This is a genomic window from Acinetobacter modestus (genome assembly GCF_014636095.1).
In the GTDB taxonomy this organism is placed as follows: Bacteria; Pseudomonadota; Gammaproteobacteria; order Pseudomonadales; family Moraxellaceae; genus Acinetobacter; species Acinetobacter modestus.
Map to the genome: position 1 here is coordinate 61,206 of NZ_BMDV01000009.1, position 21,276 is coordinate 82,481.

The window sequence follows — 21,276 nt, forward strand, 5'->3', positions numbered from 1 at the left end:
GCTAAATCTGAAACTTATTTTTTAGCAGCTTCGATTGCTTTCAATACTTCAGCTTTTGCAACATCAGCATTTTCCCAACCACTGATTTTCACCCACTTACCTGGCTCTAAATCTTTATAGTGAGCAAAGAAATGCTCAACTTGGCTAATCAATAAAGGTGGAAGATCTGTATATTCTTTCACATCTTTATAGAGAGGAGATAACTTCTCATGTGGAACTGCGATGAGTTTCGCATCGATACCACCATCATCTTCCATATTCAGTTTACCCACTGGACGGCAACGGATTACTGAACCCGCAGCAACAGGGTGTGGAGTTACAACAAGTACGTCTAATGGGTCGCCATCTTCAGATAATGTATTTGGTACATAACCATAGTTAGCTGGGTAGAACATTGCTGTACCCATGAAACGGTCTACAAATAACGCATCAGAATCTTTATCGATTTCGTATTTGATTGGCGCTGCATTTGCAGGAATCTCAATGATGACATAGATGTCATTTGGTGCGTCTTTACCCGCAGGAATATTGCTATAACTCATATCAACACTCGTTTATCTTGTGAACTTAGATGTAAATCCGACAGATTATAGCGTGAATACTATAAAAATGATGCTAGATATGCTGAGCGTTAATGAATTTTATACTCAACATCGATTTAGGTCAGTTTAATCGTAATCACAAACAGTAAAATTGGACAAAATATTGAAAAAAACCAAATAATCGAACGTAAAGTGGCTAGATTCGCTAAATAACAGATGCCATAAATGATTCGAAATACGATATACGCCCAACCTAAGCTCAGAATAAATTTCTCAGGCACAACCATATATTCAGCCATTAAAATTGCAGCGATAAATAAGGGTAAACTTTCAAAACTATTCTGCTGTACTGCATTGGCTCTGGCAGCTAGACTTGTCGTTTTCGCCAAAAATTCACGCGGATTCTGATTATCCTTTGCTTGGAAGCCACCTTTTGCTTTTGCAATTAAGGTAAAAACATATGGCAATAAACACGCAACGATAAGAATCAATATAATGCCGCTAATACCTTGCATGCTGATATCCATCATTTGAAGTTCTTGTGATCATGCTATCATAACTTATAATTTATCAAACTTTCATTTGTGCTTGTTCAACAAGCACTGCTTTTATATATTCTGCTAGCTTTAAAAGTAGTTTTCTTTGATTCAATCTCAAGGTTATGTTATGCCAGCTCAAGATCAAAACAAATTGTTTGATGTTCTTGCTCAACAACGACAGCATCAGCTTTTAGTTGACCGCGTACTCAAAGTAGTGTTGCCCATCATCGCATTTCTACTCAGCGTGATTTGTGCAAACTACAATTGGCAATCTACGCTTGGCACCTTTGTTATTCTAATTATTGCTTTTTATGCTGTGGGGATCTACCGCTTAACACTTTGGCATTGGCTGATCGTTATTGTGCTATATACCCTTATTGATAACTACTTTAGCTTCAATGGTATCAATCAAACCCGATTAGTTTTTCAACTAATATCCATGGTCGTTTTTGTTGGGATTGTCGGTATTGGACGGCCTTATATCGATCGTTGGTTGATGAAATCAAATAATACTCAATAAACCCAAATAAAAAACGCCACAATTGTGGCGTTTTTTATTTCCAATAGCTCCCGTTTTAAACGGAGGCTAAGTAGGATTCTTAAGCAGGCTTACGTAAATCTTTACGTAAGATCTTACCTACGTTAGATTTTGGTAGATCATCCATAAACTCAACATAACGTGGGCATTTATAACCTGTTAAGTTTTGTTTTGCATAAGCAATAATTTCTTCAGTTGTTAATGAAGGATCTTTTTTCACGATGAATAATTTAGGCACTTCACCTGATTTTTCATCTGGCACACCAATCGCAGCAACTTCCAATACTTTTGGATGCTTCGCAATCACTTCTTCAATTTCACTCGGGTAAACGTTAAAGCCTGAAACCAAGATCATATCTTTTTTACGGTCTACAATTTTGAAATAACCGCGTGAATCCATGACACCAACATCACCAGTACGGAAGAAACCGTCTTTGGTCATGACTTTCTCAGTTTCATCAGGACGATTCCAGTAGCCTTTCATTACCTGTGGGCCACGAATCGAAATTTCACCCTGCTCACCAAGTGCCACTTCATTACCATCATCATCAAGTAAAGCAACTTCAGTTAATGGTAATGGGATCCCAATCGTACCACTAAACTCTGTTGTTGCAGGCGGGTTTGCTGTCGCCACTGGCGATGTTTCAGATAAACCATAACCTTCGATAATGATCGTACCTGTTACTTTTTGCCAAGCAGCAGCCGTAGATGGTAATACAGCCATACCACCACCCATTGCCATCTTCAACTTGCTATGGTCAAGCTGTTTGAATTCTTCGTTATTCACTAAGGCATTAAACAAGGTGTTTACTGCTGGGAAGAAAGAAGGCTGGTATTTACGTAATTCACCAACGACTGCTGGTAGGTCACGTGGGTTCGGAATCAAGATATTCGCTTGACCTTTATACATACCGTAAAGCGCGCACACCATAAATGCAAAGATGTGATAAAGCGGTAACGCACACACGATACGATCATCTTTAGAACCGTCACCTGTACCAAACTTACTTGAGAAAATACCATCACATTGTAATAGGTTAGAAACCAAGTTACGGTGTGTCAACTCAGCACCTTTAGAAACACCTGTCGTACCACCTGTATATTGCAGTACAGCAGTATCGCTTAAGGTCAAACTTGGACGTTTATAATTGCTTGGATTCGCTTTACCTAGCGCTGCATTAAATTTAACGTGGCCAGGAATATTCCATGCTGGAATTTGTTTACGTACTTTACGTAAAACGAAGTTTACAATCGTACCTTTCAGTGTACCAAGCATGTCACCGACAGAAGCAACAACAACATGCTTCACAGGTGTTTTACCAATAATGCTTTGATAAACACTAGCAAAGTTTTCGATGATTACAAGGGCTTCTGCGCCAGAGTCATTTAACTGATGCTCAAGCTCACGTGAAGTATAAAGCGGGTTTACATTGACCAATACCAAGCCTGCACGGAATACGCCAAGAGCAACTACTGGATATTGAAATACGTTCGGCATCATCACCGCAACGCGTGTCCCTTTAGCCAAACCAAGGCCTTGTAAATAAGTAGCAAACTTACGGCTAGCGACTTCTAATTCATTGTACGTTAAAACTTTATCCATGAAGATAAAGGCATCACGTGAACCAAATTTTTGGAAATTGCGTTCAAAAATATCAACAAGTGAGGTGTTTTCAGCAGGCAGCGCAACTGTTTCTGGAATTCCTGTCTTTTGGTATTCTGCAAACCAAATCTTTTCCATAATGCCATTATCTCCGAGTAGTAATCCTTAAAAATGTAACGACGTTACTTTCCATGACAAAACTTTTTTTTAACTTTTGGAATTGCCCTGTCAATCTATTCAAATAATATGAATACCTTGTCATATATAACGTATTTTTATCACAGAATACTAGCCTTATCTCTGAATGAGGAGTCTATTTGCTTTTTGATATCCCCGTGGTAAAAGTTGCCCCTTTGTTGCTCTTTTTCCTATATATTTTTGGAGATCGTCCCCTTTCAGTTTTAGGTGTTGTTGTCCTGCAGCGACTTGGATTATTTCATCTAAACCTAGGGTTGTCATGGATAAAATTTGCTCTTTTTCATCAAGTTGTATCAACTTGTTACCTTTACCTTTATTCAGAACAGGTAATTCAGCCAAATCTATGATCAGTAAACGCCCTGATGAACTGAGAATTGCAACATGTGTGGCTTGTTGAATTGGTAGTAAAGGTAAAGCGGTTGCATTATCTGCTACAGTCAAAAAGGCTTTACCTGCTTTCGCATTGGTATCTAACTGCGCTGCTTGCGTTTTAAATCCATATCCATTTGAACTGACAGCAAGTAACTCATTACTGTCCTCATCAACAAATACTTGAATAAATGACACGCCGCTGGCTGGTGCAAGTTTCGAACTCAATGGCTCGCCTAAGCCACGTGCAGAAGGGAGACTACTAATCGGCAGCGCATAACTCCGCCCTGTTTCATCTAAAAAGTAGACTCGTTGATTGGTTTTTCCGACTGCATGACTCAAATATTGATCACCCGCACGGAAATTTAGGTTTGCTGCATCAACATCACCACCTTTAGCGGCTCTCACCCAGCCTGCTTCTGACAAGACCACAGTTACTGTTTCCGCAGGCATTAAATCTTGTTCTTTGATTTGTACAGCATCAGCACGAGTAACAATCGGTGAACGACGATCATCACCGAACTTTTTCGCGTCTTCTTTTAACTCACCAATAATTAAATTCTTCAATGATTCAGGATTTGCCAGTTGCTCACGAATAATCGCGGCTTTCGCTTCTAGTTCTTCTTGTTCACGGCGGATTTCCATTTCTTCAAGTTTAGCCAAATGACGAAGCTTGAGCTCCAAAATTGCCTCAGCTTGGATATCATCAATCCCAAAGTGCTGCATCAAAACAGGTTTTGGTTGATCTTCTTCACGAATAATCCGAATTACAGTATCAATATCCAAATAAGCAATTAAAAGGCCTGCCAAAATATGCAAACGTTTTTCAATTTTAGTTAAATGGTATTGCAAACGGCGCGTTACGGTTTGCTTACGGATCTCGATCCATTCCAACAAAATACGGCGAATCGATTTGACTTGCGGACGACCATCCGCACCAATCATATTCAAATTAACGCGATAGCTTGACTCTAAATCAGTGGTTGCAAATAAATGGCTCATCACCGTTTCGGCATCTACACGATTAGAACGTAATACAATGACTAAACGTGTTGGATTTTTATGATCTGATTCATCACGAATATCTGCCACCAAAGGCAACTTTTTCGCAATCATTTGATCTGCAATTTGCGTAACGACTTTTGAACCTGAAACTTGATAAGGTAGTTCAGTAATCACAATCTCATTTTTTTCGACCGTATACACTGCACGCGCACGATAGCTACCACGCCCTGTGGTTTGAATTTTCAGTAATTCTTCTGGTGGCGTAATAATTTCAGCTTTGGTCGGTAAATCGGGTGCTGGAATATATTCTGCTAATTTTTCATCAGTGGTTTCAGGATTACGAATTAATGCAATCGTACCTTTCACTACTTCACGTAAGTTATGCGGTGGAATATCGGTTGCCATCCCTACCGCAATACCCGTCGTACCGTTCAGTAGGATATTGGGAATCCTTGCAGGCAAAGTGATCGGTTCTTTCATTGAACCATCAAAGTTATCTTGCCATTCACTCGTCCCTTGTCCAAGCTCACTCAGTAATAATTCACTATAAGCAGACAATTTGGCTTCGGTATAACGCATTGCAGCAAATGACTTAGGGTCATCAGGTGAACCCCAGTTCCCTTGACCTTCAATCAATGGATAACGGTAGCTGAATGGCTGTGCCATCAACACCATGGCTTCATAACAGGCTGAGTCACCATGCGGATGATATTTACCGAGTACATCACCAACAGTACGTGCCGATTTTTTCGGCTTGCCTGTCGATTTCAAGCCCAGCTCACTCATTGCATAGACAATACGACGTTGTACAGGTTTTAAACCATCGCTGATATGCGGCAGTGCACGATCCATAATCACGTACATGGCATAATTTAAGTAAGCTTGTTCTGTGAATTCGGCTACGGAGCGGTTTTCGGTTGCATGATGTGCAAGGCTGGTCATTTCAGCAAGTCATCCAAAATCATTGTTATCGTCAATGTTTTGTATGCTATGTGGATGAATGCCTTGTGACAAGCCCTAGTTGTTGTTTAAACGTCAAATGGTGTCTTGTTAAGCTTAATGCAACATATTTAATAGAATTTCTGATGCAGGAAACCAGCCATTTTTCTCCGCATTTTTTAACCATTCTCTAGCTAATTCTTCATTCTTTTCGACATAAAGTCCCTTTAAGTAAAAGAGACCCAAACTAAACTGAGATGCTGCAATTCCTTGATCGGCTGCCACAGAATAAAACTCAAAAGCTATTTTTAGATTTTTTGCAACACCAGTGCCATTTTCATATTTATCTGCAAGATTATTAATAGCAGGATAGAATTGCTGCTGTGCGGCTTTCTCATAATATTTCAATGCAAGATCAATATCGACCTGCTTATCTTCATTTGAACCAGAATGATAAACTCCCAACAGATACAAAGCGGCTGCATTGCCTTGCTCAGCAATTAGCTCAAGATCTTCAATATAGATAACTTCACTTTCGTTATATTCGGGTTGCTCCATCCAAGTTGAAGCCCAATTATATTCAGCAACAAGTGATCTATTATAAGTTGCTGCGATCCATAGCCAACTCCTTCCTAACAAAAGATTTTTGCCTCTATTATTGCGTCCAAGACAATAATCAAGGCCTATCATTATTTGTTGACCTACATCGAACTCCATAACATCAGGAGCCATTTCTTGTACAGATAAAAGATTCATTTTAAATTTAAGATTCAAGTAACGGTTAATTTATGTGTTGTAAGGGAAAGTAGGTATTTCAACCTAAAATTCTTTACTCCCTTTGTTATTTATTAATTAATGCTCATCTGTTGAAGAAGCAGATTCCGCATCATCTTCTTTATAAATAAATTTCGGCATTTCCAGACCAAAATAAATTGCGATTACACGCAAGGTAAAACCAAATACTAAAGTAAAAATCACAGTCAAATCATGAGGTAAACCAATTTCCAAACACACCCAATAGCAGATGACTGCAACAAAGGAGATACTGGCGTACAACTCACGGCGAAACACTAAAGGCACATCGTTACACAAAATATCACGCAAAATACCGCCTGAAACTCCCGTTAACACGCCTGCCACGGCAGAAACTACAAAACCGTGACCCATCGATAATGCAATTTGACAGCCAATAATCGTAAAACCAATTAAGCCCATGGCATCGAGCAATAAGAATACACTGCGTAAATGCTTCATCCATTTGGCAATAATAATGGTGACAAACGCTGCACAACAAGTCAGAACCAAATATTCAGGATGTTTGACCCACGTTAAAGGATAATGACCTAGTAAAACATCTCGAACAGAACCACCACCTAACGCGGTCACACAAGCAATCAGCGTTACCCCAAACCAGTCCATACTACGTCGTCCTGCTGATAATGCCCCTGTCATCGCTTCCGCAGTAATAGCAATAATATAAATCACGGTGAGTAACATCTGCCGACATCCCTAAATCAGGCATCAAAGTGTGCGCTATTTTAAGACAAACTTAGATGAATTGTGCACAACATTGTTTAAATTTTTTCCCTGAACCACAAATACAAGCTTGTTTCATAGTTATTTGCATATTCAAGGTTGGATCAAGAAAGTACCAGTGTTGTTGATGCAAAACAAAATGTGAAATTTCATGATGAATATGCGCCTGTTTGTCACCCTGATTTTTATCACAGTAATGAGCTTTGAACTCTACCAAGGCATGGGTTTTATCCAGTTTTGGCTGGTGCTGCACGACTTCTAATTTTAGCCACTGATTGGATTGACTCCAATCTGCAATCGCATCTCGATCCAAAGCAGCTTGCTGCCCCAAAGCGGTGGTTTCCAAAATATAATCAATCTGTTGTAAAGCAAAAGCACTGTAACGCGAACGCATTAATTGCTCTGCATTTTGAGCAAATTGTTGTTTCAAATGCAAAGGCTGGCAACATGTTACATATAGCCCATTTCCACATGGGCAATTGTCTGTCAATGTCATTTCAATACTCAAATAAAAATAGCCTTGAGCAAAACTACCGTAATCACGATCGTAAAACTCAGAGGCTATTTAAAACAAACTTAATTATTTATCGGCTAACTTTTCTTTGGCAATAATACGAACTTTTTCAATTTTGTGCCCATCCATTGTAACAACCTCAAAGCGATAGCCATCAGCTTCAACCATTTCCCCATTTTCAGGTAAACGACCTAAATGGAACAACACATATCCAGATAAAGTTGAATATTCTTCACTTTCATCAACCAGATCTTTGCCTAATAACAGTGATACATGGCGAATGTCAGTTGAACCTTCTAATAACATTGAACCATCATCCAAACTGGCAGCTACAGCTTCCAATTCGTCTTCATCAGGAAACTCACCTGCGATCGCCTCTAATACATCTATCGGCGTTGCAATTCCCTCGATAGAACCATATTCATTTAAAACGATTGCAATTTGTAATGGAGCCTGACGTAACTGCTCCATCACCATTAATACTTGTGCATTTTCATGCACAATCACAGGCTCACGTAAGTGTTTACTGAAATCAATTGCACCTGTTTCGATATATTCATTCAACACTTTATGCGTTAAAACAACACCTTCAATATTGTCTAACTCACCACGCGCAATAATCAACCGCGAATGGGTCATTGCCATTAAACGTTCTTTCAACTCTGCTGGATCAGCGTCTAGGTCTAACCATTCTAATTCAGGACGTGGTGTCATCACAGATTTCACAGGACGTTCAGATAAGCCCAAAACACCCTGTACCAATACGCTGTGATAGACGCCATTATCTTCGTCAAAAACTTCTTTGGCATAGGCTTGAGTCGCTAAAACATCTTCGGCTTCTTTATTTTGGCCTTCACTACCATTACCTTTACTGCCCAACATACGTAATACCGCAGAAGCTGTGCGATAACGTAAATCCGTCGTCGTCACCAATTTCTCTTGATTACGACGCATGGTCTGATTCACAATTTCAACTAAGACAGAGAAACCAATCGCAGCGTACAAATAACCTTTCGGAATATGGAAACCAAAGCCCTCAACCACTAACGAGAAACCAATCATCATCAGGAAACCAAGACACAGAATCACGACCGTTGGATGCTTATTCACAAAATCCATCAATGGTTTGGATGCCCAAAGCATAATACCAACAGCAATAATCATTGCCAGCATCATGACACTTTGATGCTTAACCATACCAACCGCAGTAATCACACTGTCTAAAGAAAAGACAGCATCCAAAACTACAATCTGAACAATCACCATCCAAAAAGTAGCATGTACAGGATTTTCTTCTTTCAGTGTTTGGTGACCCTCGATTCGTTCATGTAACTCCATCGTACCTTTGAAGAGTAAGAACACACCACCAAATAGCAAAATCAGGTCACGACCAGAAAAGGCATGGTCAAAAATATGGAACAGTGGTTCAGTTAGAGTCACAACCCATGCAATTGCGGCAAGCAATCCTAGACGCATGATTAAGGCGAGAATCAAACCAACTCTACGAGCCGCATTACGTTGTTCTGGTGGTAGTTTTTCTGCCAAGATTGCAATAAATACTAGGTTATCAATACCTAGGACGATTTCAAGCACCACCAATGTGGCTAAGCCAACCCATGCAGAAGGATCAGACATCCATTCAAAAATCATTGATGTGACTCCTCTGCAAAATCAGCAATATCGTTATGAAGTTGAATTTTTAAAAGGTCGGCACAAATAGCCAAAACATTTTTTTTAGGAAATAAGAACAAAGCGGAGCGACAACAACCACTACTCATAGAGGTACATAAATTAATAAAAGGATTTTCAGTATAGGCAAGATTGCAGTGAAATTCATCTTTTTTATGTGCTTGTTGTTTTCAAATTTTTTCTAAAATTCATAATATTGTTTTGTACGTAAAGTGTGCATAAAACTGTCATAAAAGTCATTTAACCTAGACAAGCACAATGAAAATGATAAGGTGAAAATAAACCGAATGAATAGTGTATTTAGAATGACAGATAAAAAAACCATTTCTTCTACTCCCAGAAAAACCACCCAATCTCTTATTGCTTTATATTGCGGTTCTCGTACAGGTAACAAACCCATTTATCGAGATAAAGCCATCGAACTTGCTCAACACATCGCAAATCAAGGTTTTGGAATTGTCTATGGGGGAGCAAGTATTGGCTTAATGGGGCAAGTTGCAGATACTGTACTGGAACATAGCGGTGAAGTAGTCGGTGTAATTCCTGAGTTTATGTTGGACTATGAAATTGCACATAATAAATTAACAGAGCTTCATATTGTTGAGACCATGCATGAACGTAAAGCATTGATGGCAGAACGTGCCAGTGCTTTTATTGCTTTACCTGGTGGTTTAGGTACTTTTGAAGAGATTTTAGAAATAGCTACTTGGGGCCAACTCAATCAGCACCAAAAACCGATGATTATTTATAATGTAAATCGTTTTTATGATGCCTTAATTGCTCAACTAGATCATGCTGTTGAAGAAGGATTTTTACCTCCTCAACATCGTGCCAAAGTGATTATTTGTGATTCGCTTGAACAAATTACCAATGTAATTAAAAATTTGAATAGTCCTACACGTATCGAAGTCTAAAATACTCAGCATAAAAAAACGGATCAAATTGATCCGTTTTTTTATGCCAAGAGTTTATTGAAGATTAACTTGGTAAACAGCAGTTGAACCACTGACTTCATTACCAACCACGAGTAATGGCTTACCATTTGGAGAGTCTTTTGCAGAGACAAAGATCAATCCCTCAGGTCCTAAATCACCCTGCTGCGCAATATCTGTTTCTACAAAGTTACGGGTAGTAAAGTATTCAATAAACTTAGGTTTATTCGGCGTGGTGATGTCATACGCCATGATGCCACTCATACGTTCCAAACCAATAAAAGCAAAGGTTTTCTTCCCGATTGTCCCCACAGTAATACCTTCCGGTTCTGGGCCTTTGGCAGCACTTCGCTTATCAAAAGTGACTTCTTCATGATCACTATTAAAGTATTTAGGGAATAACTCTGCTATTTTCTTTTCAAATTCGCTGCCCGAATCCCAAACAAGTTGACCTTGGGTATTCCAGATACTAAATGAACGCGCACCATAGGCATAGAGTTTGTCATAAACCAGATAACCATCTGCATCCAGTTTTGGTGAACCGTCTTGATTCATTTGGTATCCTTTGGTCCACGTCACTTTTAAACGACCTAATTGACTATCTTCACGACAGCCTTTTGCATCTGTTGTCGTTGCGCCACAATAACCAAAAGTTGATGCATTTAATCGTGCACCTTTTACGCCTACAGCGATTTTCTGTAAATGCGCTGGATACTCATCTTTGACTTTATTGGTAAAGCCACTACTCTTAAACAGATCTTTAACGCGAATTTCCTCTACAAAGCCCTTACTGGTATCACCACCAAAATATGCATCAGCGTCTTTTAACCAAGCTCGTGAATCCCCTTCATTGGCAGTCACCAAATAAGTTTGGCCATTCACCTGATAATTCGCAATCGAATCTGGTTGATACATCCCCACTAAACCTGCCCACGGTTTGATATTGATAATTCCCTTATCTTTATCTTTGGTATCAATAACACCATCACCATTACAATCCGTTTTTGGATCACAATCCCGATCACTCACATCTAAAGCATTCTCAACCAAACTATGGTCTTTATAGCCTAATGGATAAATATCGGTGACTTTCTGTTGTGCAATATCTATTCTCGCAATTGCATTATTTTCTTGTAACGTGACCCAAGCGGTTTTGCTATCTGCTGAAATGGTTATATATTCAGGTTCTAAATCTTGAGCAACGCTGGCATTTGGACCAAAGATACGTACTCCTTTGGCCAATAAATCTGAATTTTGATTATTCCATGCACTAAAACCTGCCACACTGGCTTTAGGTTGTTGAATATTGCTGATATCAATAATGCTGATTGAACCTTCAGGATCAACCGAATAATCATCATTCGGTTCTGCTTCATTTGCGACTAAAACCGTTTTAGCATCTGGACTAAAAGTCAGCATATCAGGTAAAGCACCCACACTCACTTTGCTCATAAAACTGAGATCTTTGGCATTAAAAAACACCACCATTCCAGTATCCGTTTTATTCTCAGCTTGTACTGCAATCGCAACAATGCCATTTTTCACAGCAACACTATTTACTTCAGAATTTGCTAAATAAGTTCGTGCTGAAAGCTCTGCAATGTGTACAGGCTGTGCTGGTTTAGATGCATCTAAAACATCGACTAAACCTTTTTGTGCATTGACTACAAATAAGCGTTTACTTGCTGCATCATACGCAGGAATCTCAGCTGCACTTTTAACAAACACCTTGGTTTCATAACGCCCTAACAGACTTAACTTAATTGTTTCAGGCGTTGCTTCTACAACCTCTGGTGAGTTCGTAGCGTTATCATTTTCATTACAGGCAACCAACCCTACAGACAACAATGTTGTCAATAAAACTGAAATCTTAAATTTCATCATCAAATTCCATACCCTTATTTTGTATGGTTAATTTAGTGATTTGAGATGCAAGTTCGATGACACTTTAATGTCAGTTCCATGACCACTCTTTGACAATTTTGGTCTTTATTTCCAATAGGGTTGCATTAAACTAGAACCGATTTCTTATGTGTCAGAACTCATGACAACGACAACACACCAAGCTGTACAGCCCGAATTTCGATGGTTGGTCATATTGGTTTCGATTGGCTTTTTTATGCAAGCCTTAGACACCACCATCGTGAATACTGCAATACCAGCAATGGCGATTCAACTGAATGAAAATCCATTACAAATGCATAGTGTGATTGTCGCCTATGTATTATCTGTTGCAGCCTGTATTCCCTTGAGTGGCTGGTTAGCCGATCGTTTTGGGATTCGTAATATTTATCTCAGCTCTATGGTGATTTTCAGCTTGGCCTCATTGGGATGTGGCTTATCGCAAAACCTAGAACAACTGTTGTTTTTCCGTGTGATTCAAGGTATCGGCGGTGCATTACTGATGCCTGTAGGCCGTTTGGCTTTATTAAAGCTAATTCCACGCTCCCAATTTCTTTCAGCCATGAGTCTCATGAGTTTGGCCGGCCTAATCGGTCCACTGATGGGGCCTACATTAGGTGGTTGGTTAGTTGAAGTCACAACATGGCATTGGATTTTTCTGATTAATCTTCCGATGGGTATTCTCGGTATGATCATGACATTTAAAATCATGCCCAATCAGAAAGAGCCGACGGTGAAAACTTTCGATTTCAGCGGTTTTATCTTATTAATGGTCGCGATGGTCGGCTTATCCTTAGGCATTGAAAATATGGCCTCCTCACAATATTCAAATTTTGTGAGTATCAGCTTATTGTTGATTGGCATAATTGCCACTGTTAGCTATGCCTATCACGCGCATACCCATCAAAATGCGCTATTTCATGGGCGTTTATTCCATTACAAAATCTTCTCAATCGGTGTATTAGGTAATTTCTTCGCACGTTTGGGCAGCAATGCTATTCCTTTTATTTTACCTTTGATGTTGCAAGTCGCCTTTGGCTTTGAACCTTTCATTACAGGACTAATGATGATTCCATTAGTCTTGGGTTCATTATTTTCGAAACCAATTATTCGTCCATTAATTCAACGTGTAGGGTATCGTCGTTTTCTACTCACCAATACCATCTTGGTCGGATTATGTATTGCGAGCTTCTCATTAATGACAGCAGTGACTCCACTGTGGTTGAAAGTCTTACAGTTGTTTATTTTTGGTACATTAAATTCGCTACAGTTTGTAGGCATGAATACGCTCACCCTCAAAGACTTGCCACAACACGATGCCAGCAGCGGCAATAGTTTCTTATCAATGATTATGATGCTATCTATGAGTATTGGTGTCGCAATGGCAGGCACATTGATTAATCTATTCAGTCAGCACTTTTCAACGACATCGATTAGCAGTGCTTTCCATGCCACCTTGATTACACTGGGTTGTATTAACATCATTACTGCAATCATCTTTTGGCAGATCCCGAAAGAAACTACGGATGAGAGCTAACATTTTAATAAGATGAAAAAGAATAAGGAAAAATGAGATGATTATTCCAAAATATTGGGCTGAAGCGAAAACAAAAACAAAATTTGAAGGAAGACAATACACCATCAAACGCTTTGGTTGGTCAGATCAAAGCCTTGAGGCAGCGCAAATACATGCTGAACAACGTGTTACAGCAGCGATTGAGCAAATAAAAGTAGATCAAAATATTCGCAGAATCGATCATAAAGTTGCCTATAACGGTGCTGAAGGTCTCCCGATCCGAGAAGAGATTGTTGCACAACATGATGATGTCATTATCACGCGCAACACCTATGGGGCTTTATGTTTAAATACACCTGATGTGTTATTTGCAGATATTGATTTTATCTATCATCCCAACTCTAAACTTTACATGACGGTATTTTTTCTACTACTGGTTATCTCAAGCTTGTGCGCTGTCTATTTTAGTTCATGGCTCATCTTTGGGCTTGGATTCGTGGTATCACTGTTATTGACCCCTTGGATCAGTAAATGTTTGTTCAAACTGAAATCGAAATTGAGAGGTACACCAGAGCAGCAGGCTTTGGAGAAAATTAAAACTTTTTCTCAACATCATCCTACATGGCATTTACGTGTTTACCGCACACCCAAAGGTTATCGTGTTTTGGTGATGCATCAAACCTTTGAACCTCGAGGTGAAGATGCGCAGGCCTTATTTCATGCTATTTATGCCGATCCGCATTATGATCTGATGTGTCGCAATCAAAATTGTTTCCGTGCACGAATTAGCCCTAAACCGTGGCGCATTGGGGTTGAGCGTTTACGCCAAGGTGTTTGGCCTGTCAAGGATGAACGCTTAGCACAACGAGAAAGTTGGGTACGCCACTACGAGCAACATGCTAGACATTACGCTTCATGTAGATTTATAAAACAATTCGGTAGTCAAACGATTCATGAGAAAGCAAAACGAGTACAATCGCTGCATGACGAATACTGTAAATCTAGCACTCAACTCGATATTGCATAGTACAAAACATCATTATGGCAAAGAAAATACCGAAGTATCCACTCACTCAGCATTATCCAGCACTGACTAGTATTGCTTTAACAGTGATGCTTGGTATCGTCAGTTATTTTGGATTGTTCTATCAACAAAAAGCCGTAGCACAAGACTATTCAATCCGTGGATTTGATGTATCACATCATCAAGGTGAGATTAACTGGAAAAAGATCTCTCCGATGCAATACCAATTCGTGTATCTCAAAGCCACCGAAGGTGGCGATTTCAAAGATCAAAATTTTCAGCAGAATTGGCTCAAAGCACGTGAAAGAGGTTTACATGTCGGTGCGTATCATTTCTATCGTCTCTGCCGTGATGGCACCGTTCAGGCCGAAAATTTTATCGCTACTGTGCCAAAGAAAGCAGATGCCTTACCGCCTGTGATTGATCTTGAATATGACAGTAATTGCATTAATACCTATACCAAAGAGCAGCTACTCAAAGAAATTCAGATCATGAATGATCAACTCCATAAACATTATGGTAAACAACCTATTTTTTATATTTCCAAGACTTTTTACCACATTGTCTTGATGGGTAATTTTAGCAATACCCCATTATGGGTGCGGGATTATGAAGGTAAACCTGAATTAAAAGATGGACGACAATGGCTCTTTTGGCAACATAGCCAAAGTGGAAAGATAGATGGGATTCCCAAACCTGTTGATCTGAACGTATATGCAGAGTCACCGAAACAGTGGCGAATCTTTTTAAAACAACAAGGCATCGTAGATGCCAAGTGAACTGCGCAAAATCATCCACATTGATATGGATGCTTTTTATGCATCGGTCGAACTCAGGGAACGCCCTGATCTCAAAAACTTGCCTGTAGTGATTTCATCACACCACCCTCGTGCTGTAATTGCTGCAGCATCCTACCCCGCTCGCGTATTTGGCCTACGCTCGGCGATGTCGATGGGACAAGCCAAAAAACTCTGCCCACAGGTTATCGTGATTGAGCCTAATTTTGAAAAATATCGTGAAGTTTCAGCACAAATTCATCAGATTTTCCAACAATACACCCCTCTGATTGAACCACTTTCATTAGATGAAGCTTATTTAGACGTGACTGAGAATCTAAAAAACATTCCGAGTGCGACTGAGGTCGCTGCACACATTCGTGCTGATATTTTTGCAGTAACAGGACTCACTGCGTCCGCTGGTGTAGCTCCCAATAAATTTTTGGCAAAGATCGCCTCTGATTGGAACAAACCTAACGGTTTATTTGTGATAAAACCCCATCAGGTACTCAATTTTATTCAGGATTTAGCCCTCAATAAAATTCCAGGGGTTGGTAAAGTCACTCAAGAAAAATTAAGTCAACTGAATTTACATACGCTCGGTGATCTACAAAAAATAGAAGAAAATATACTTATTCATCATTTTGGCAAATACGGAAAACAACTGTATTTATATGCTCAAGGGATTGACCATCGTCCCGTCAAAGCTGAGCGAGAACGCCAACAAATATCAAAAGAGATCACTTTTGATGATGATTATACACTTGAACAATGTCATCACACTTGGCAGCCCCTAGCTGGGCAAGTGTGGCGTAGTCTAAATAAAAAACAATTAACTGCTCGGGGAGTCAATGTAAAACTTAAACTTAAAAATTTTCAGGTTTTACAACACAGTAAAAGCTTCAAACAAGCACTACAATCTGAGCAAGACTTAGCACAAGTCATCTTTCAACTACTGAATGAAATGCATATTGACCCGACTTTCCAATTCCGTTTAGTCGGTGTTGGTGTCTATCAATTACAGCCCATGCAACAAGAATCTCAACTTTCTTTATGGTAGTGGTGTTTTTTTACACAAAAGCATATCCCAAACTAAAATTTATGTTTGCTTTTTATGCGGTTTTCAGTACTCTAGGCGGCGCGGTAACATTATCCTTGTTGCTTGCCCTTGCTAAAGAAATCCTCGCTTTTAGCATTTGCTCCTGTGGTTAGCGTGACGATCAAATCCGAATATTACAGGGCACTTCAGGTGTCCTTTTCTTATTTATCTTTTATAAAAATTCTCAACATTAGTTCTCTCGATCCAGACTTCAGTTAAACTAACATCATAAAATTAGAAAATATTGATTACTGATTATTATGAATCAAAAACAAATTCTCTGTATTGAAGACGAAGCCGCAATTGTGTTACCACTACGTTATGCACTTGAACGTGAAGGTTGGAGTGTCAGTTGGGCAAATACAGGAACACAAGCACTCGAATTACTCTCTCAACAGACTTTTGATTTTATTATTTTAGATGTGGGTTTACCTGATCTCAATGGTTTTGAAGTCTGCAAACAACTGCGTCAAAAATATCAAACACCTTTATTATTTTTAACCGCTCGTGATGATGAAATTGATCGGGTTGTCGGTTTAGAAATCGGTGCTGATGATTATTGTACCAAGCCTTTTAGTGCACGTGAAATTGTGGCACGAATCAAAGCTGTATGGCGCAGAATGGAAGTACAAACGCAAAATATTCCACCACAACCACCAATCATTCAAACAGAAATTACTCTACACTCTGCCACGTGGATATGTAATCCACAATCTCTACAAATTCAATATCATGGACAAATGTTGCAGCTGACGCGTTATGAATATCGTTTGTTATTTTTACTGATTCAGCATCCAGAACAAGTGTTTAGCCGTCAGCAACTCATGGATCATATTTGGGAACATCCTGAACATAGTTTAGAACGAACGGTGGATACACATATCAAAAGTTTAAGGCAAAAACTTAAACAGATTACCCCCGATGATCCTATTCGAACGCATCGAGGGTTTGGGTATAGTTTGGTACAAGCTTAAAATACAATTTCAATACTTCAAATGCTGACAATACCAAAATGAAAGAAAAGATAGATATGCATGATTGGTCACTTATCTCAATTCACATAGATTGGGCTGAATCAAGTCTGAAAGTTCAGCTCAGAAATAATCAATCTGAAGATGTCGCACTCATTGCTGAAAAATTTAAAAACTTTCATATTGCTAATCACAATGAATGGGGTAAAAGTATCTCTATCAATCAAATTTTAGATTTCTCTATTTTAGAAAATGGCAATTCACGGATAATCATCGAAATACAATCAGGTGATCTATTCGAGATTGAAGCAAAGAAAATAACATTTCCCTTCATATCCTAAATTTTGATGTCATCATAATATGTCCATCTTTATCCGCATTTGGTTTTTCTTTAGCTTGGTGGTGGTACTGAGTCTCAGTTTTATTGCTTATACTCTCACCCAACAAGTCAAACCCAATGTACGACAAGTGGTTGAAGATACACTGGCTGAAAATGCCAATATTATTGCGCAACTCATTGCGGAAGATGTCCATCAACAACAAGTAAATACCCCTGAGTTCGATCAGAAAATTCAAGCTGCATTATCACGTCAACTTGATGCGACGATTTGGCAACATAAAAAAAATCAAATTAACCAACAGCTTTATATTACTGATCAGCATGGTATTGTGATTTATGATTCCGAAGGGAAAGCGGTTGGACAAGATTACTCTAAATGGAATGATGTTTACCTAACCCTACGTGGCAAATACGGCGCACGTTCTACTGCAACCGATCCTAATGACCGCAATAGTAGTGTCATGCACATTGCTGCACCAATTATCTATAAACAACAATTACTCGGTGTGGTGAGTATTGGTAAGCCTAATCAATCCGTACAACCTTATATTGAACGTGCCGAACAACAACTCATTCATCAAGCACTTTGGATTGCAGCGCTCAGCTTATTACTTGCCAGCATGGTGGCTTATTGGCTTAAACATAGTATCGACCGAGTACGACGCTATGCCCAAGCACTCGCGCCTGTGAATCAAGCACCTTTCTTTTATTCAGCCAAGGAACTGAATCAAGTGACCCAAGCTCTGAGTGAAATGCGGGAAAAGTTGGAAGATCGTGCCTACGTTGAAAATTATGTCAATACACTCACCCATGAGCTGAAAAGCCCACTAACTGCCATTCAAGCCAGTGCAGAATTATTACAGGATGATCTACCTTTAGAAGATCAACAGCAATTTGCAACACATATTGTGCAACAAGGTCAGCGTCTGCAATCCTTAATTGAGCGCATGCTATTACTGACACGACTCGAAAAAAACCAACATGTTTTAGAATTTCAAATACTCGATCTAAGCACGCTGATTCAACAATGTTTTCAGCAACAACAAAGCGCATTACAGCGTAAACAAATACAAATACGGCTTGATCTTCCTGAACATTGCTCAATCTATGCTGACCCATTTTGGCTAAAACAAGCCCTCAATAATCTGTTGGATAATGCAAGAGATTTCTGCCCTGAACAAGGCTTGATTGCCATTCAATTGAAAGAGCATAGCGTTACGAACAGTATTGAAATTTCCTTATTTAATGAAGCTGAAGCGATTCCTGAATACGCCTTAAAGCGTGTTTTTGAGACTTATTTTTCGCTGCCACGTCCGCATAATCAACAACGAAGTACAGGAATTGGTCTTAGCATCGTGCAGCAAATTATTCAGCAACATCAAGGCAAAATTAGCATTCAAAATATCTCAGCTAACGCTCTCAATTTCTTAGAGAACCATAGTTCTGGCGTACTGGTCACTCTGACACTACATACAAACTTCACATAAGCTTCAAGCGAAACTCATCTGAAGCGCATCTCGATTCAGGATACTTGTCATATCACAATGACAATGGATTCCAGCATGCGCCATAATTTTATTTATCTGAAAATAGCAGCAATTCTGTTCCTGATTTTGGTTTTTTATATTGGTCTTTTCTTTATTTCAAATTTGGTAAACGAACGCCAAAGCTATCAACAACAAGTAATTCGGGATATTGCCAATGAACAAATTCGACCACAGCAAGTCATTGCACCTTATTTAAAACTTCCTTATCAAGTTCAAACCACATGTACCAATGAAGAAAAGAAGACCTATGATTGTACTCAAACCGTTTTTGTTACTTTAGGAGCAGAAACAGCAGACTGGACAGCACAATTTGACGTATCAGACAGTACTTACAAGCGTAATATTTATAAAGCTATCAGCTATCAAAATACGATGTCAGGTAAAGGGGTCTTTAAAGCGGTCGGCAATGAACTTCAACGCAACTATCTATGGGATCAGGCTGAAATTATTTTCCCAATTCAAGATGCACGTGGGTTAAATGCCAAACCCATGTTTAATATTGATGGCAAAGCCTATAAATTCGATTTTGCTGAACAAAGCCAAGGTCAGCAAGGCTTTGATTTGATGCATATCACAGCAAAGCAATATCCTGAGTTAATCCAAAAATTTCAACAAGGGTTTAAATTTAATCTACAATTCAAGCTGGAAGGACTCAATAAATTTACATTTCTTCCCACCAGTAATGAAATGACCTATCAAGCCGCTGGTAACTGGGGCGATGTCAAATATGATGGACAAAGTTTGCCGTTTCAAAAACCCCGTAAAAAACAACAATTCCAAGCAAACTGGAAGAATATCGCTTTAGGCAAACGCAATTTAGACAGCATTTCCATGTGCGAAAACAGCCAGTGCTTTTATCAACTTCTAAACAATCAAAGCTATCCTGTCAGTGCTGTAGACGCTGCCTATGCTGCTAAAGATACATCTACAACCAGTGTTTCAGGGATTTCTGCTCAGTTTTTGGAACCCATTAATATATATACCCAAACTGATCGTGCCATTAAATACGGCATCATGATCATTATTATTACCTTTGGTTGCTTCTTCTTATTCGAGGTTTTAAAAAGCCTTAAAATTCACCCTGTCCAATATGCGTTAGTCGCTATGGCACAAGGCGTGTTCTTTGTCTTACTCCTTTCAATCAGTGAATATTATACTTTTGCATGGGCTTATCTGGTCGCTGCAGTTGCCTGTATCAGTTTAATTACATGGTATTTGTACTTTGTTGTTCAAGGTTATAAAGCAGCATTACTATTTGGTCTTTTGCTGAGTACGCTATACGGCATGATGTATCTACTTCTGCAATCTAGCGGTAAAACCTTTTTATTTGGTTCTATTCTTTCCTTCATTCTTATCGCATGCGTCATGTTTATTACTCGTCATGTCAACTGGTATCAATCAGAACAACAAACCATATAAATCGAGTTGGGCGAAATTCTCATTTCGCCCAAGCACTAAATCATATTGATAGGAATAAAATGATGTATCAAACCACTTATTCAGCATTAAGCCAAATAAAACAACTTTGCCCAATGCACAGTTCTATTGCAACTTGTCTAAATCGACTACGCCAAGCCAAAATCCAATTTCTTAACCTCGGTAATATGATTATTTGTCCACAACAACATTGTATTTTGTTTTTTCAACAGCGGAATTTGATGGAAATAGAAACTTATTGAGTTTGGTTTAAACAAAAT

The 21,276-nt window shown here is 39.1% G+C and carries 20 protein-coding genes; 11 read left to right on the forward strand and 9 right to left on the reverse strand.

Translation table 11 applies throughout. The annotated features are described in order from the left end of the window. Positions 1-14: 14 nt before the first annotated feature. Together ppa and IEV17_RS15655 are read right to left on the reverse strand one after the other, a co-directional pair. Positions 15-542: an inorganic diphosphatase gene (gene ppa / locus IEV17_RS15650; RefSeq protein ID WP_004659459.1), complete on the reverse strand. Its 528-nt coding sequence runs from the start codon at positions 540-542 to the stop codon at positions 15-17. Positions 543-658: 116 nt separating this feature from the next. Continuing rightward, the gene (locus IEV17_RS15655; RefSeq protein ID WP_004659462.1) at positions 659-1,057 is read right to left on the reverse strand and encodes an MAPEG family protein; all 399 of its coding nucleotides are present in this window, start codon (positions 1,055-1,057) and stop codon (positions 659-661) included. A 151-nt stretch (positions 1,058-1,208) separates the two neighbouring features. Between IEV17_RS15655 and IEV17_RS15660 the strand changes: the two genes are divergently transcribed. Further along, a complete protein-coding gene (locus IEV17_RS15660) occupies positions 1,209-1,601 on the forward strand; it encodes a hypothetical protein (protein ID WP_004659463.1) in 393 nt (130 codons plus the stop codon). Positions 1,602-1,680: 79 nt separating this feature from the next. On the opposite strand, the gene IEV17_RS15665 is transcribed toward IEV17_RS15660, so the two are convergent. The 6 genes from IEV17_RS15665 to IEV17_RS15690 form a co-directional block, all read right to left on the reverse strand. After that, the gene (locus IEV17_RS15665; RefSeq protein ID WP_004659466.1) at positions 1,681-3,360 is read right to left on the reverse strand and encodes a long-chain-fatty-acid--CoA ligase; all 1,680 of its coding nucleotides are present in this window, start codon (positions 3,358-3,360) and stop codon (positions 1,681-1,683) included. Between the two features lie 156 nt (positions 3,361-3,516). Then, positions 3,517-5,736, reverse strand: a complete 2,220-nt coding sequence (parC, locus tag IEV17_RS15670; protein ID WP_004659467.1) for a DNA topoisomerase IV subunit A — start codon at positions 5,734-5,736, stop codon at positions 3,517-3,519. A 114-nt stretch (positions 5,737-5,850) separates the two neighbouring features. Continuing rightward, positions 5,851-6,489, reverse strand: a complete 639-nt coding sequence (locus IEV17_RS15675; RefSeq protein ID WP_004659469.1) for a tetratricopeptide repeat protein — start codon at positions 6,487-6,489, stop codon at positions 5,851-5,853. 96 nt (positions 6,490-6,585) lie between these two features. Then, a complete protein-coding gene (locus IEV17_RS15680; protein ID WP_004659470.1) occupies positions 6,586-7,230 on the reverse strand; it encodes a trimeric intracellular cation channel family protein in 645 nt (214 codons plus the stop codon). Positions 7,231-7,282: 52 nt separating this feature from the next. Beyond that, entirely contained in the window at positions 7,283-7,765 is a 483-nt protein-coding gene (locus IEV17_RS15685) for a YchJ family protein (RefSeq protein ID WP_004659472.1), read from the reverse strand. Between the two features lie 84 nt (positions 7,766-7,849). Then, positions 7,850-9,433, reverse strand: coding sequence for a TerC family protein (locus IEV17_RS15690; protein ID WP_004659474.1), 1,584 nt, complete (start codon positions 9,431-9,433; stop codon positions 7,850-7,852). Positions 9,434-9,759: 326 nt separating this feature from the next. Here IEV17_RS15690 and IEV17_RS15695 point away from each other — a divergent pair, with 326 nt between their 5' ends. After that, a complete protein-coding gene (locus IEV17_RS15695; protein ID WP_004659476.1) occupies positions 9,760-10,386 on the forward strand; it encodes an LOG family protein in 627 nt (208 codons plus the stop codon). Positions 10,387-10,440: 54 nt separating this feature from the next. Here the strand turns inward: IEV17_RS15695 and IEV17_RS15700 are convergent, their stop codons facing one another. Then, the gene (locus tag IEV17_RS15700; protein ID WP_034600756.1) at positions 10,441-12,285 is read right to left on the reverse strand and encodes a choice-of-anchor I family protein; all 1,845 of its coding nucleotides are present in this window, start codon (positions 12,283-12,285) and stop codon (positions 10,441-10,443) included. A gap of 163 nt (positions 12,286-12,448) precedes the next feature. Between IEV17_RS15700 and mdtD the strand changes: the two genes are divergently transcribed. The 9 genes from mdtD (at position 12,449) to IEV17_RS15745 (ending at position 21,258) form a co-directional block, all read left to right on the forward strand. Then, positions 12,449-13,843, forward strand: coding sequence for a multidrug transporter subunit MdtD (mdtD, locus tag IEV17_RS15705; protein ID WP_004659480.1), 1,395 nt, complete (start codon positions 12,449-12,451; stop codon positions 13,841-13,843). Positions 13,844-13,880: 37 nt separating this feature from the next. Continuing rightward, positions 13,881-14,849 carry a hypothetical protein gene (locus tag IEV17_RS15710; RefSeq protein WP_004659482.1) on the forward strand — a complete coding sequence of 323 codons (969 nt, stop codon included), beginning with the start codon at positions 13,881-13,883 and terminating at the stop codon, positions 14,847-14,849. Between the two features lie 14 nt (positions 14,850-14,863). Further along, positions 14,864-15,625: a glycoside hydrolase family 25 protein gene (locus IEV17_RS15715; protein ID WP_004659483.1), complete on the forward strand. Its 762-nt coding sequence runs from the start codon at positions 14,864-14,866 to the stop codon at positions 15,623-15,625. A gap of 1 nt (position 15,626) precedes the next feature. Then, positions 15,627-16,682 (forward strand): DNA polymerase IV, encoded by a 1,056-nt coding sequence (gene dinB / locus IEV17_RS15720; protein WP_171062392.1) that lies wholly within the window; start codon positions 15,627-15,629, stop codon positions 16,680-16,682. Between the two features lie 296 nt (positions 16,683-16,978). Then, the gene (creB, locus tag IEV17_RS15725; protein WP_155757105.1) at positions 16,979-17,695 is read left to right on the forward strand and encodes a two-component system response regulator CreB; all 717 of its coding nucleotides are present in this window, start codon (positions 16,979-16,981) and stop codon (positions 17,693-17,695) included. 38 nt (positions 17,696-17,733) lie between these two features. Beyond that, positions 17,734-18,033 carry a hypothetical protein gene (locus IEV17_RS15730; protein ID WP_004659488.1) on the forward strand — a complete coding sequence of 100 codons (300 nt, stop codon included), beginning with the start codon at positions 17,734-17,736 and terminating at the stop codon, positions 18,031-18,033. 19 nt (positions 18,034-18,052) lie between these two features. Next, the gene (gene creC, locus IEV17_RS15735; RefSeq protein ID WP_004659490.1) at positions 18,053-19,519 is read left to right on the forward strand and encodes a two-component system sensor histidine kinase CreC; all 1,467 of its coding nucleotides are present in this window, start codon (positions 18,053-18,055) and stop codon (positions 19,517-19,519) included. 75 nt (positions 19,520-19,594) lie between these two features. Further along, a complete protein-coding gene (gene creD / locus IEV17_RS15740) occupies positions 19,595-20,998 on the forward strand; it encodes a cell envelope integrity protein CreD (protein WP_004659491.1) in 1,404 nt (467 codons plus the stop codon). 62 nt (positions 20,999-21,060) lie between these two features. Next, positions 21,061-21,258: a hypothetical protein gene (locus IEV17_RS15745; protein ID WP_034600758.1), complete on the forward strand. Its 198-nt coding sequence runs from the start codon at positions 21,061-21,063 to the stop codon at positions 21,256-21,258. Positions 21,259-21,276: the final 18 nt, after the last annotated feature.

Excerpts from the sequence above, each read along its gene's own strand:
- creC (WP_004659490.1), top strand. The coding sequence starts at position 18,053 with ATGTCCATCTTTATCCGCATTTGGTTTTTCTTTAGCTTGGTGGTGGTA.
- IEV17_RS15655 (WP_004659462.1), bottom strand. The coding sequence starts at position 1,057 with ATGCAAGGTATTAGCGGCATTATATTGATTCTTATCGTTGCGTGTTTA.
- IEV17_RS15695 (WP_004659476.1), top strand. The coding sequence starts at position 9,760 with ATGAATAGTGTATTTAGAATGACAGATAAAAAAACCATTTCTTCTACT.
- IEV17_RS15675 (WP_004659469.1), bottom strand. The coding sequence starts at position 6,489 with ATGAATCTTTTATCTGTACAAGAAATGGCTCCTGATGTTATGGAGTTC.
- IEV17_RS15685 (WP_004659472.1), bottom strand. The coding sequence starts at position 7,765 with ATGACATTGACAGACAATTGCCCATGTGGAAATGGGCTATATGTAACA.
- mdtD (WP_004659480.1), top strand. The coding sequence starts at position 12,449 with ATGACAACGACAACACACCAAGCTGTACAGCCCGAATTTCGATGGTTG.
- IEV17_RS15715 (WP_004659483.1), top strand. The coding sequence starts at position 14,864 with ATGGCAAAGAAAATACCGAAGTATCCACTCACTCAGCATTATCCAGCA.
- IEV17_RS15710 (WP_004659482.1), top strand. The coding sequence starts at position 13,881 with ATGATTATTCCAAAATATTGGGCTGAAGCGAAAACAAAAACAAAATTT.
- creD (WP_004659491.1), top strand. The coding sequence starts at position 19,595 with ATGCGCCATAATTTTATTTATCTGAAAATAGCAGCAATTCTGTTCCTG.
- IEV17_RS15700 (WP_034600756.1), bottom strand. The coding sequence starts at position 12,285 with ATGAAATTTAAGATTTCAGTTTTATTGACAACATTGTTGTCTGTAGGG.
- parC (WP_004659467.1), bottom strand. The coding sequence starts at position 5,736 with ATGACCAGCCTTGCACATCATGCAACCGAAAACCGCTCCGTAGCCGAA.
- IEV17_RS15730 (WP_004659488.1), top strand. The coding sequence starts at position 17,734 with ATGAAAGAAAAGATAGATATGCATGATTGGTCACTTATCTCAATTCAC.
- IEV17_RS15680 (WP_004659470.1), bottom strand. The coding sequence starts at position 7,230 with ATGTTACTCACCGTGATTTATATTATTGCTATTACTGCGGAAGCGATG.
- IEV17_RS15745 (WP_034600758.1), top strand. The coding sequence starts at position 21,061 with ATGTATCAAACCACTTATTCAGCATTAAGCCAAATAAAACAACTTTGC.
- IEV17_RS15665 (WP_004659466.1), bottom strand. The coding sequence starts at position 3,360 with ATGGAAAAGATTTGGTTTGCAGAATACCAAAAGACAGGAATTCCAGAA.
- IEV17_RS15660 (WP_004659463.1), top strand. The coding sequence starts at position 1,209 with ATGCCAGCTCAAGATCAAAACAAATTGTTTGATGTTCTTGCTCAACAA.
- IEV17_RS15690 (WP_004659474.1), bottom strand. The coding sequence starts at position 9,433 with ATGATTTTTGAATGGATGTCTGATCCTTCTGCATGGGTTGGCTTAGCC.
- ppa (WP_004659459.1), bottom strand. The coding sequence starts at position 542 with ATGAGTTATAGCAATATTCCTGCGGGTAAAGACGCACCAAATGACATC.